The organism is Nocardia sp. NPDC052112, from assembly GCF_040680135.1.
Lineage (GTDB): Bacteria > Actinomycetota > Actinomycetes > Mycobacteriales > Mycobacteriaceae > Nocardia.
In genome coordinates, this window is the sequence record NZ_JBFAWD010000005.1 from 364,901 (window position 1) to 379,096 (window position 14,196).

1 protein-coding gene (running past one end of the window) is annotated in these 14,196 nt (G+C 68.3%); it reads right to left on the reverse strand.

The features are described 5' to 3' along the window. On the reverse strand, window positions 1–14,179 hold the start of the coding sequence (locus tag AB0L58_RS12155; protein ID WP_364385318.1) for a sigma factor-like helix-turn-helix DNA-binding protein. 93,446 nt of this gene lie to the left of the window's left edge; only the first 14,179 of its 107,625 coding nucleotides appear in the window; its start codon is at window positions 14,177–14,179; its stop codon lies beyond the left edge, outside the window. Window positions 14,180–14,196 lie beyond the last annotated feature (17 nt).

The window sequence follows — 14,196 nt, forward strand, 5'->3', positions numbered from 1 at the left end:
ACGCCAACCGTTCGCGTTGTTCGCCAGTGAGGTCCGGTGCCCGCGATTGATCCCGGTTGCGGCGCAACAGCACCCGCATCGCCTCGTCGCGTGCCGCGCGCGGGAATCCCTCGGTGGCGAGGACATCTTCCGGCGTCGCCAGGATCATCGCCGCCCGAGTGCTCGGATCGGTCCACTCCCACGCGATCCCTTGATCGGCCGCCGATCGCGCCCACGAACGGATGTTGCGCCAACGATCCGTCGCTCGATTCTGCTGCTGCTGGCTGTATTCCGCATCCTCGGGCAGTGCCGGGCGCGGCTGGGCATGAACGGAGTCCACCTCGTGTGCACGCTCCGCGATATGAAGTTCCAAGACATTGATCCGGCCGAGGGTGAGGTGATACCGCTCGGTCTCGGCGATCACCCACTGCAACTGCCGAGCCGGATTCGTGCCGGGGTCGAGTTCCGTCAGGGATTGCTTCATTCTGTCCAGGGCGGCACGGTAGTTGTCGCCCGTCAGCTCCGCCTCGGACAGCGACAGTTCATCGATGACAGCAGCGGGCAACTCTGCGAACGTTTCGACCACCGCCCGCCCGGCACTGCGCAGTTCGACTTTCAGAGCGCGATATCCCATACGCAGGCCGGGTGGGATCTCCAACATCCCATCACGGGAGTAGATGTCGGCGAGACTCCATTTCGCCCATCGGACGCCGGCCTCGGCGGCCTCGAGATCGCGGTGCGCCGCGGTGATCTCGGGATGTTCCGTGTACAGGAATTTCGCCATTTCGACGTCCTGTGCCCGACGCACGGCGGCGGACCATTCCGCCATCGCGGCAACATAATTCGTCTCGTCATCGGTCCACCGGGATTCGTGCCGGTCGCCGGCGGCGTGGAACCACTCCCCGAATTCGCGGAGCCGTTCACCCAACTGGTGCAGGCGCTTGGTCGCAATACCCAGCAGGATCGGCACATTCGCGGCCGCCGCTGTGATGGTTTCGTCGGCGAACCGGATTTCGTCGGCGACCCGGTCCGATACCGCCAGATGGTCCAGGCTCACCCCCGGTTGCGCTTTGACGACCTTGCGCAGCCGTGACCAGGCGTGTTCGTAGTCGTCGACCAGCCGCTCATAGTGCCCGCGCACGTCGGCGGGAACCCTGTCGCGCGGTGCCGGTAGCCGGCGGGGCAGCGGTTCGGACTCCGCGCACGACACCGCGAACACCGAGACGTTGTCGGGGCCGCCGATGAGCAGCGCACGGTGGAGTAGCCAGTCGACCATCGACCGCAAGTCACCATTACGGCCGTTGTCCTGCAACCTGCCCAGCTCGAACGGATTCTCGGGATTCTGCAACCTGATCCCGTCGCTGTCGACGTAGATGACATCGGTCGCCGACACCGGACCGGACCGGATGTAGGTTCCCAGTGGGTGCTCGCGCATATTTTCCGGCGGCGGCCCATTGCGACGGCCGAGCGCGAACGTGAGCCGGTGCCGATCCGCCTTGCGGCGCGCCTCGTCATCGGACATGCCGTGCAGCCGATACCAATTCAGCCTCGAATGGTCGGTCGTGAGCAGCTCCGCGGTGCCGTCGGCATGCGCCAGCTGAACTTGACTGTCGCCCACCCAGCCGCTGACCTGATGGCCCGGCCGCCCATTCCGGCCCGGCATCACCATGACCGCCGCGATCGTGGTGAGAGGTGGATTGTCATGGCCCGGATATTCGTCATCCGACATCGCGACCACCGCTGCCTGGGCGGCATCGATCGCCGCTCGCATCGCGTCGTGCATCCTGCGATGGACCTCGTCAACCGACAGTCCCGCGGGGAGCCCGCGCGCGAATTCCTCCAGGTGCCCACGGGCTGCCGCCGCGGCAACCTTGGCGGCACGGTGCGGATCCGTCGACGAGGACACCCCGTCACACACGATCGCGATCCGCACCGGCCCATAGGGGGTCTGCACCACCACGGCGGCGATGCTGTCCTCGTTGCGCGATTTCCTCGCACCGAGCTCGCTGACCCCCACGACCGAACCGAGGTCGAACTCGAGACGATCGACCGCGGCGTCGTTGTCTTCCGCTGAACGACGTTGCGCAGGAATATCGTCCAGTGTGATGTCGCCCGTCCAGAGGCCACGCAGTTCCGCGAGTGGCCGCAGCGCGAGGTCGGCAGCCAGCGGCCGGACGGTCTCCGTGACCGCGTCCCTGGCAGCCATATAGTGCCGCCAGACGTCTGCCTCCTCGTCGTGCAGGACCGGAGACCATTTCGGCCCCTTCCGCTCGTCCCTGGCCTTCTCGATCCGCCGGAAAGCGTCGAACCGGACGTGCCATTCCGCCACGGCGGCGCCGTACCGCACGAGCACATGACGCTGTGCCGGCGACAGCGGCTCGTTCTGCAGTGCCCCCAGCCGGTCGGCGAAGGCGCCGACTTGCTGTTCCAGCTCCTCGAAGCGTTGTACCGCTCGCCGCATCACCGGGATGGCCGCCAGCTCCGCCGGGCCGCGGGGATTGGGGTCGACGGGGTGTCCCTGCTCCGCGGCACGCGCACGCGCCACGCCATCGTCTTTGCGCGCCTGCGAAAGATCCCTGGCGGCGGCCTCCATCGCACGTCGCGCCCGGTGGTAGTCGCGCAGAGTCTGCAGTCCCGCTTGCAACTGCTCCCGCGGAACGAGCGCATCCGTGGGTTCGTGCGGGGTGCCCAGGACCGCGATGCCGGTGGTGTTGTCCTTGGTGTTGTCGTCGAGTTCGGTGTCCGCCATCGAGTGGAGTGCGGCGGTCAGATCACCGTTGTGCGCGGCGAGGGCCCTGGCGAACGCCGAGGCCTGGCGGTTCTCACCGCCGAAACCATCGGAGCGGACGAACACGACTTCGTGCGCGGCGACCTCGCCGTCGGTGAGGTAACGGTAATGGCGCTGCGCACTTTTCACCGGCGGACCGCCGCGAGTGCCGTAACCGGCCGCGTTCTGCAAGCCCAGCCCGAGCACGTTCATCAGTGCGCCGCGGCTCTTCGGCGCCTCGCCGACGACCTGCGAAACCTCGTCGATCAGTTGGGCATTCGACTTCGTGCGATCGATTACCGCGGCCGCGTCCACCGCGTCGTAGAGCATGTCCATGCCGACCTGCGTATGGTCGAATGTCGCCGTTCGCGACCTGCTCGGGTCGGTCGGGTCGAGCACATCGACGCGGCTGTCACCGACCCAGCCCGCGGTGTACTTACCCGGCTCCCCGTCCTGACCGGGGTCGACCAGTACCACTGCGATGGTGGCCTGCGGCGGCCGCTTGATCGCCTGCGGGTCGGCGCCGTTGTCGACATCCCGGAGGGCCTGATCGCGGATACCGGCGTATTCGTCGTCGGTCAGTTTCATGACCGCGGCCTGTGCCGCATCGATGGCATCGGCGACCATCTTCCGGCGCCGCTCATCGGTGATCGGTTGGTAGGGGCTGTGGTTCCGCAACGCAGCGTGCAGGCTCTTACGGGCCGCCGTAACCGCCACGGATGCGGCACGCTCGCCGTCCACCGAAACCGACACCCCGTCGGAGACAACCGCGAATCGGATCGGCCTGCCACCGACCATGACGACCTCGGCCGCCATCGCATCCTGATTGCCGTGGTACTCCGGGCCCCGTTCACTCACCCCGACAATGGATCCCAGATCCAGGGTTTCCCTGGCCAGTTGCGCCCAGCTCGCCTGCAGCGGATCGATCGCGGCGCTCACCCGCCGGATGAGTGTGCGTCCCTGCGCCGGGTCGACCCGGCCGAGCACCGCGTCGCGCACATCCTGCACCGTGTCGGACCAGGCCGGCAGCGCGCCGGCATAGCGTCCGGCCGCGGCGAGCCACTCCGGTGAATGCTGTCGCTGTTCGGCCGTCTTGCGCCTGCCCCCCTCGGTCTCCCCGGGACGCTCCTGGCCCATCTCGTGGAGCAGCACCTTTGTCTGGGCGGCCATGCCGTCCAGCTCGTGGTAATGGTTGGTGTGCACGGCCAGCTCATGCCATCCGGGCAGCGGGCTGCGCGGCGCCGGGGCGGGCAACTCGGCATCCGGCGAATCGGGCGCCAACGCCTGCAGACGCGCGAGTTCACCGGCGTAGTCCTGCGACTGCAGCGCCACCCGCGAAGCATTGTCCACTCTGACGACACCATCCGCGTTCATCACGTCGATTACGGCGGCCATATGCCGGTCGGCCTCGTCCCGGCGCGCTGTGATGTCATCCAGCGCCTCCTGCAACAGAGTCCGCGTACGTTCCGGCCCAGGTGGTGAATTGTCGAAAGGAACACCAAGGAGGGCTTCCGGCCGGGCACCGACGTTCGCGATCGGATATGCGACGCCGGCCATCCCCGGCGTCCGGCCGCCCTCGTCCAATTCGACGGCAGGTGACCCGTCGGCGTTGATGACGATGCCGTGCCATCCGATCACCCCGGACAGTCCCGCACGCCACGACTCGAAGGTGACCGCGGGCCCCCTCCCGTCCTGCACCATGACCCGGCCGTTCTCCCGGAAGAGCATCACCGCGTGCGCACCGACCATCCCCCGCCGCTGGAAGCCGTCGAATGCCACCGCCCCGATCATCACCCCGCCCTCGGGCACCGCGGCAGCCATCGCATCGAAATCCGCGAACCCATCCGGATGCCAACCGGCGCCGAGCAATTGCGCGAGCAAGGGACCGCTCAGACCGTTCTCCGGCACTCCGAACAGCCGCAGCATCGACAGCCGCTGGTCCAGCTCGTCGATCACATCGGGATCGGCATCGGGATTGTCTTCGAGGCCCGCCAGTACCCGCCCCAGCCCGGCCTCGCCGGCAACCTGGCCACAATCGTTGGCGACGCCTTCCACCCGATGCGACAGTTCCCAGCGAGCCACACCCGGCTCCGGCGCGTCGACATCGATCCGGTCCCGATGTTCGGCCAGTGCCGCGTCATCCCACGCGTGCAGTACCAGATCCGGATCGGCCTGCGGCATGCCCTCGATATGCGGGCCCCGCGCGGGGGCCACATCCGCATGCCCCACCAGCACCATATCCGGCACCGAAAGTCCGTTGTCGGCAAGTTCTTCCACTATTCCGGCAACCTCGGCGGCCAGCGCGGCGCCGTCCGCACCGATCCACACCACCGCGGCGGCCGGCCGTCGCGATGCCGCGACCCCCTCGACCGCCGCCGCCGTCGCCCGCATCACGGTCCCCACCGTGTCCCGGCCGTTCTGATCCACCGCGTGGAAGCGGATCTCCTCCGCGGCGTGCAGATCGCCGATCACCAGCAGCGTTCCGGCGCGGCCGGTCATCTGCACCGTCGGATGTCCCGGCACCTGCGCCGCCCACCGCTGCGCCGCATTCACCAGATCGGCCTGGAAGTTCGCCCACGCCACCCGATTCGCATCCGGATCGGGCTGCTGCCGCAACGTTTCCCGCTCGCGATGCAAGCTCAGCCTCGCGGCTTCATCGCGCACTTCGCGTGGGAGCCCCTCGGTGCGAGCCAGCGCCTCGGGCAGGTGCTGGATCAGCGCCCGCCTGGTCGGGTGATCGGTCATATCCCACATGACCTGGAAATCGGCAGGTTCGCGCGCGAACATGAGGAAGGCCCGCCACCGGCGCGCGGCCTGCGCGCGCTGCTCGGCACGCTGTCCATCGGTGAGTGCGGCCGCCGCGGCCAGGACGTCCGCGGCCACCAGTGGTCGCGGCTGGGCATTGACCGAGTCCAGGCCGTCACCGTGCGTCCGGATGAACCGCTCCAGTGCCGCTATCCGGTCGCCGGCCCGATGGAATCGCCGCGTCGCGTGGATGAGCCAGTCGACGGTGATTTGCAGCGCCTCCCGGTCACCGAATTCCTCGGCCGCTATCTGCTGCAAGGCGTCGATTGTGCCGTGGTGGTCGTCGCCCATCAGGTCCTCGACACCCACCAGCTGCTGGACGGCGACCGGCAACGATCCTCTCAGCTCGCCCAGGATCTCCTGCGCGGCCTGCTGTTCGACGACCAACGCTCGGTATCCGCGCCGCAACCCGGCCGGGATCTCCAAACTTCCGTCGCGCGAACGAGTGTCGTCGAGTTGCCGCTCGGTCCGGCGGAGCTCGTCCAACGCGTCCGTGTACCGCTGCGTCGCGGCCACCACATCCTGATTGCCCACGGCCGAGGCAAGTCCCGCGTTGGGCAATTCGCGCAACACCGCCACCTGGCCGGAATTCCCGTCCGACCATGCTTCGTCGACAGCGGTCTGCGTCGCCTCCCACAACTCCCGCAGCGTCACCGACCAAACCGACAATGCGGCAAGGTATTCCGCATCATCGGCGGTCCACTGCGCCGGTGACCGGCCCTCGAGCCGGTCGAGCCACCGCCCGAGCTCACCCAGTCGCTCGCGGAACGCGTGGAAATGCCGTGCCGCGGACTCCAACCGGTCCACGGCCGGATCGTCACCCAGACGATGTATTTCGCCGAGGAACCTCTCCGGCGACGCCACGAGTTCCGGATTCGCCCCCGCCTCCGCGGCCACCCGCCACAACTCGGCACGAGCGCGCTGGTATTCGTCGGCAAGGACCCGGTAGTGGCGCCTGAACCCGACGGGAATGCCCATGGGCGGCGGGGGCAGCAGCCGGGGCGTCGACTCCGCGGGCGCACCGGATATCAACGTGAACGTGGTGTGGTCCGCCCCGCCGTTGAGCAGTGCCCGGTTCAGCATCCGGGTCCGCATCCGCAGCAGATCGGTATCGCGGCCGGCATCGAGGAAGACGGCCATCTCGTCGGCCTCGGGGTTGGTATTCCACAGACCGTCGGTGCAGATCACCATGACGTCGTCGGCAGACAATGTGCCCTGGAAGATGTACTCCGAGAACACCGCATCGTCGGCCGCGGGCGGACCGGCGTCCACGCCGAGCGAATGCATGATCCCATGGGCTTCCGGGTCCCGGAGCAGCTCGCGCTGCGACGTGCGATCCTCGGGCGGCAGCTCCTCCTCTGTCTTCTGGAGGTACCCGGCCATGGTGTGGTCCGTGGTCACTGCCTCCGACCGGCCGTCGGCGCGCAGCCTGAGCACCCGGGTGTCACCGACCCCACCCGCCGTGTACTGCCCCGGCCGGCCGTCGTGTTCCGCTGTGACCATCACCGCCGCGATCGTGGTGCGCGGCGGCTTGTCGACGTCGGCGTACTCCGTTTCGCTCAACCGCACCACCGCGGCCTGCGCGGCGTCGATGGCCTCCCGCATCGCCCGGTCGGCGTCCTCGGCGGTGAACATGCCCTGGTTCTGGGCGGCGAATCCTGCCAGATGCGCGCGGGCGGCCTCGGCGGCGACCCGTGCGGCGCGGTGACCGTCGATCGTCGATCCCACGCCGTCACACACCACCGAGATCCGGACCGGCCCGTTCGGGGTGTTGACCACCACCGATTCCATCCAGTCCTGGTTGTGTGGCTTGTTGGCGTTCGCGCCCTTGTCGGTGACTCCGACGATCGTGTCGAGATCGACGGCGAAATGGTCGACCGGTTCGTTGGCATCGGCTGCGCCCGTGGCGATTCCGGACAGGACCTCACCGCTCGGATCGACCGGGCCCCACCCGCCGTCCAGTTCGGCGACCGGGCGCAATTCGGCAACGGTGGCCAGGCGCCGCGCGGCGGCGTGCAGCCGGCGAGTAGCCGTCTCGTGGCGCTGCGTCAACGCCTCGTGGCCCTCGGCGTGCGGATCCGCGTCCGCCATCTCGTCATCGACGGCGCGCCACTGCGCCACCGCGGCAGCGAAGTTGTGCAACCACTGTCGCTGCTGTGCTGAAATCCCTTGCGGCAGATCAGCTCCGAGCAGATCGAAGAAGGCGTCGACGCGCTGTTGGGCGGCTTGCAGCCGTGCCACCGCCGCCTCGGCGGCCCCTCGCACCCGCTGCTCCTCCGGACCGGGGCTGTCGTCCTCGGGGCGCTCCGCCATCCCGTCTTCGTAGCTGGACTCGTCCAGCTCACGCGCCGCGCGCACCTCGCCCGCGGCCTCCGTCATCGCTTGGCGCGCAATGTGATAGTCGACCAGGTCGGACAGCCCGGCCTGCGCCTGCGACGTGTCGATATGCGCCGTCAGCGTGGATGCCGCATGCTCCGGCTCGCCGTTCCCGGGTTCACCCCGCAGCGGCCGATTGTCAACGGCCGCACCGGATTCAGCGGAATCCTTCGCGGGCTTCGGTGCATCTCCGTCCCCGACCACAGCGCCGCCACGGGAGCCCCCCGCCAACTCCCCCGCCAGATTCGCCACCGCGTCGATCTCGGTCAGCAGCATCGTGAGCTGTGCGGGATCGGCGTCGGGATTATTCCGCTCCCGCGCGAGCTCGGCCCGCTTCCGTTCCAGCACGATAAAGCAGGCGAACTCGCGCACCTCGGCTGCCAGCCCCTGCGCCCGCATGACGACATCGGGATGGGCAGCTATGAATGCCTCTCGCTCATCGACATTCAACTCCTGCCACAGCTGGACAATCACATCGCTCTCGGCCGACGCCAGATCCTCGACCGGCATATCCAGCCGCTCCAACGCCGCGTCCAGCAGTGCGCGATTGTCCTGCCCGCGCCTGGCTGCCATCCGGGCACGCGCGCGTGTCACAGCGGTCCGCCCCCGATCGTGCGCGGAGAACCCGCCGGCCGGGGCGGCCAGCTCCGCCGCCATGTGCTGGACTGCCTCGATCTGGCCCTGCAGCGTCGCGAGCCGCTCGGTGTGCGGGCTGGGTGCACCCGGCCGCATCCCCCGGAATGCCGTATCGCGCTGCTGCAGTTCGGCCAGCACTTCCTGCGCCAGCACCACCCACGTCGCACACCGGGCAGCGTGGACTTGCGGATCGAGCCCCTCGACCCGCATCACCAGAATCAGGTGCTCCTCCAGGAGCAGCTGTTGCTCGAACGTCGTCAGCCTCGGCCACAGATCCGCGATCCGCTGCCCGCCGTTGCCCGCATCCGCGACAAGCTCCTCGAGCGTCGCCCCCTCCCGCTGCAGCGCCAAGGCCAGAATCCGCTGCCGCCCAACATCTCCCAGCAGCTCTTGCGCTGCTGCGCGCACATCGTCCGGGAGGGCCTGATTCGTCGCAACGATTTCCGGATGCAGCTTCATCAGCGCCGCCTGCTCGCGCCCGGTCAGCTCCGGCCACCGTTCGGCGAGCATGCCGCCACCGGCGCGGGCATCCTCGACCAGGTCTTCGAGTTCCACCGACCACCAGGCCAACGCCCGGTCCACGGTGAACTTCGCCGCGATGTTTTCCACCATCGCGATCTGGGTGCGCAGCAGCAGGGTTCGCCCATTGAGCAGGCCGGCCGCACCCGCCCCCATCGCCTGAGTCATCAAGTCGCGCTGTTCGGCGGCGGCCAACTCTTCCCGCGCCCGCACCAACCACTTCTCGCACTCGGCGGCGCGCATTTCAGGGTCGAGCCCCTCCGCCCGTATCACCAGGAGCGGGTGTGCCTCCAGGAACGCCTGCTGCTCGAGCTTCGTCAGCTTCGGCCACAGTCGCGCGACTTGCCGGCCACCGTTGTGCACATCCTCGGTCAGCTGCTCGAGCGACACGCCCTCCCGCAACAGCGCCTGGGCCAGAATCAGCTGCCGCTGCGTATCTCCCAGCGGAGCCAAACCGTCATCCGCGGTGTTCGGCGCCTCCTGCGCGACGACCTTCCGGTACCACACCTTGCCGTCGAAATCGACGATGCACTGTGTGGTTTCGATCTGGAAGAGAGCCTTCATCCACGGCTGCAACTCCCCCTCGGGGAACGACCTCTCCGTCGGCTTCTTGCCAGACGACCTCTGGATCGCCTCGTCGACCATCCGATCCGGTTGCGCCCCGACAACCAGCACCGTTTTCTCGTCGACGAGCAACTGCATCCCGTCGCCGAGCGGCATCGCCTTCGCCTGGTCGGTAAGGGAGTCGAGCAACTCCTCCGAGGCCGCCTGCGTCATCCGCTCCAGCAGCTCATCGGCCTGCCGCTGGGCCGCCCGCACACCTGCGGCTTCCCGGCCGAATTCGGTCAGTTCCGTGGCCAATGCGTCGGCCTGCAGCTCCGCCGCCAAGATCTCGCCCGATTCCACCTCGCCTCGGGTGGTCGCTTCGGCACGGGCGAGCCTGATCCGCAGCACGGCATTGGTGAGCGCGGCCTGCAACCCGGCGATCCCTGCGCCGATCGTGCCCGGCACCGCCAGATCCCCTTCGAGCCCTCCGAGGAACTGCTCGATCCGGGCGCGCAGTTCGGCCTCGGCAGCCTGCACCATCTGCCCATAAGCCGCCGCCAGCTGTTGCAGATCCATCTCGGCCAACCCAGCCGGAGCGACACCCGCCTGCACCACACGTCTGCGCAGCGCCATCAGCTCGAGCGCGTAGCGGCGGCGCACGTGCTGCAGCATCTTCTTGTCCTGCTGCATACGCCGCTCCAGCCGACCCGACTTGAACGGGGTCGCCATCGGCTGCGCCGCGGTCCAGCCGGCCGACAGGCCCGGGAACCAGGGCTGAGATTGGGTCTCGGAAGTCGCCTGGGCCGCTTCACCTTTGACATTCGCGGCGGTGGTGGTCGTTCCCGTCCCGCCTGCGACGCCGGCCGTGAGGACGACCGTGTTCTGATCGGCATGGGGATTCGACACGTCCAACGGCAGAACCAGCTGCTCGGCATTCGGATCGGTCTCCGCCCACGCACCATCGGATGCGGGCGCCGCGGCGGCGGTCGAAGAATCGACCGAAGTCCCTTCCTCGGCCGAGGACACCAACGGCTGCCCGCCGTCACCGGCATCGGCCGGCGGCTGCGACTGCTCCTCGACCAGAGTGAAAGCACCGGTCAGGTCGCCCGGTTCCGGCTGGGAGTCGGACCGTTCCCCGGGCTGGGTCTGTGTCCCGTCAGCATTCGACTCGGCGGAGGCACCCCGGTCCCCACCTGCAGCTCGAGCCCCCCGCTCGCCACCCGAAGACACTGCGGTCGAACCGGTCCCCGCTGCTCCGGCGCCATTGGTCTCCGGCAGTACCGTGCCCCGCGATGGCGCACCCGCCGACTGAGCGGCCGGGGCTCCCGCCGCCTGCTGCGCAGCCGGCGTGGCAGCCGCAGCCTGCGCTGCTGGTGCTGCGACCTGCACGGCCGGCGCCTGCGCCGCGGCCGCAACGAACTGCTCGACGTCGGCGACGAACTGCTGGGCCGCCACCCCCATGGCCGGCGTATCGCTGAGAGCCACGCCGAGCTGGTGCGCTTCGGCCGCCCGCTGGATCTCGGTCAGGTTGTCCCGGATCTGCTGCTCGGCGACCGCTCGCTCCAACGGATCTTCGGCGGTTCTCCACCGCTCGACCACCACCGCCATCGGATGATCGGGGGGAAGCATGTTCAAGAACGCGCTATCGCCTATCGAGTGGAAACTGGCCTCACCGGGCTGCCCGCTTCGCCCGCCTCGATTTATCAACTGAATATCGACAGCCGCGAGATGCGAGTGCTCGGAACCGATCACATGCAGACCACCCCGGGCCAGTGCCTCTTTGCTGGGCTTGATGTCGACCCCGCGCGCATCTTCCATCGTGAAGATGCCGACCGCTTCCAATTCACCGGCCTCGGCGTAGATCCGCGCCCGCTCCGCATCAGCGGACGTCCCCGAATTCGGATCCTCCCACTTCGCGACATTCTCCGGTCCGGTCGTCGCGACCTTGATGCCCCGGCGCTCGAGCATCCGGGCGATTTTGCGTACCAGCCGGGGATCGTGGACGTACACCGCGATCGGCTGCTTGGTCCCGTAGTGCACCGCCAGCACCTGATCCACGATCGCCTGATCCCGCTCCTGCCGGGTGGTCGAGAATTTCGTGCCGGTGGGGTTGGCCTCGGGCTCGAGATTCAACTTGCTCGGAGAGAACCGGCTGATCGGGGTGGTCTCCCCCAGACCGAGCTTCTTCAGCTGACCCGCCACCGCTTTCGCGGTCCCTGAAGCACCGGAACGAAGGTCGTAATGCTCCTTGGTGAACGTCTCGTCGATGGTCTGCGTCTTCGAATATTCCGTATTGTTGCGAATCTCCATATTCAACCGCGCCTCGAGCGCTTGGGCGATTTTTTTCCACCGGGTAATATTGGAAATCCCCTTGCCCATCATCAATTTGTGCGTGACCTGATCGACGATCAGGATCTGACCTCGACGGATCCCCCTCCGAACAACACCGTCTTCCCCCACCTCCAACTTCTGCGGTTCACCGTGCATGATGTAATGCTTTCCGCGGATGAACTCCCAGCGAGCGATCGCGGCCGTATCCAGCAGGTCCCGCTCTTCGGAGGTCAGCTCCCGCCTGAGCCGGTCCCGCTCTTGGGGGGTCAATTCCTGCCCGCGGTCTTGCTCCTCCTGCTTGATCCGCTCCTGCCACAGGAAATCCTCGACCTTCGCTTTCCCTTCCTCGGTCAAACGCGCCGGACCCTCTTCTTGGTGAAGTTTCCGCCCGAAATCCTCATGGGTCAGAACCTTGTCCCGCATGGCATCGGTGAGGAACTTGTCCGCCCACCGGATCTTTGCCTCGACATGCGGTGGGGCGAGGTCGTTGGCCCCATCGGAACTGCTCCATCGCTGGCTGCCGTAGATCAACGTCTCGTCGATCTCGTCACCGATGAAATGGCGACCGGGCACCGGATGACCATGCATCCGGGACACCACCACGTCTTCGGCATCACCGAGATAGATGGTGGGTTCCCCATCGACCGGCTCCGGCATCTTCATATTCGAGTCGATCCGAATGATCTTGTACCCACGGTGACCGAAAGCCGCCACCAATTCGTGGATTTCGCGGGCGATCAGGTTGGCCTTGTTGATGTACTGGACCGAGCCCTTCTCCGCGGCCAGCCTGCTCACGACGTAGTGATACATCATCGACTTACCCTCGCCCGCATCCATATTGACCGGGCCGTACCTCATCGCCTCACCGGCCGCGTACTGCGTCCAGCGCAGCACCTTGCCGTCCCCGCCCTCCAACACCGCGGTAGTGCGGCGCAGAATCTCCGTGGCCGCCATCCGGGATTCCAGCGCGTTGCCATGCCGCTGCATGTGGGTCAACACCTCATCCGAGACCGTCTGGATGCCACCCCCCACCGCTACGGTGTTGGCTACCAGCAGCTGGTAATGCCGGGCCAGCCCACGGCCCGCGGCCTCGGCCGCCTCCTGCCGCCCGACGGCCGAGGCGCCCACCTCCCGAATCTGCTCGGTCACGATGAGCCCGTGCGCCGTCTCCCGCTCGATCGCCACCGCCCGCTCGAACTCCGGGCGGATCTCCGCGATCTCGGCCACCAGCTCCTGGCGGCGCACCCGGAGCTGCTCCTCCAGCAAATCCCACCGTTCGGCAATCTGGGTACGCAACTCACGAATCCGCGCTTCCAGCTCACGTCGCGCAGCAGGATCGGTCTGCTCCCGCGCCTGGTGCCGTAGTTCCCGCTCCAACTCCCACATCTGCCGCACCCGGCTACGGGCCTGCTCACGGAACCTGTCCTCGTCGCGCCGCGCCTGCTCCCGCAGCTCGACCATCCGTCGCCGAGACTCCAGTCTCGCCAACCGCTCCCGCTCGACCGTCTCGATCGCGCCTATCCGCTCCTCCGCGATCTGCGTCGCCACCTTGCGGCGCTCGGTCCCCACCTCCTTCTCCATGGCCTCGCGTTCGGTGGCGACCGCGGCATCCGCTTTCGCACGCGCCTCGGCGATCTCCTCGCGCAACCTCGCCCGTACCTCGGCTACTCGCGCCTGCGCCTCCCGTACCTCTGCCCGTGCCTGCGCCTCCCGCACCTGCGCCTGCGCGACCACGTCCCGCGCCTGCGCCGGCGCTACTTCTTCCCGCGCCCCGTCCAGCACGTCTCGGGTCAGCTGCGCATCCCGCGCCGCCCTGGCCCGAGCCACCACGTCCTCCGCCGCTCGCACCGGCGCCCCGGCTGCAGCCTCGTCCGCCCTGGCCCGAGCCAACACGTCCTCCGCGGCCCGCACCTGCGCCCGCGCCCAGGCCGCACCGTCGTCCGCCCTGGCCCGAGCCAGCACGTCCTCCGCAGCTCGCACCCGCGCCCCGGCCGCAGCCTCGAGCTCCCTGGCCCGAGCCACCGCGTCCTCCGCCACTCGCACCCGCGCCCCGGCCGCACTCCCGTCCGTCGTGGCCCGAGCCAACGCGTCCTCCCGCGCTCGCACCCGTGCCTCGGCTGCAGCCTCGTCCGCCCTGGCCTGAGCCAACACGTCCTCCGCGGCCCGCACCTGCGCCCGCGCCCAGGCCGCACCGTCGTCCGCCCTGGCCCGAGCCAGCACGTCCTCCGCAGCTCGCA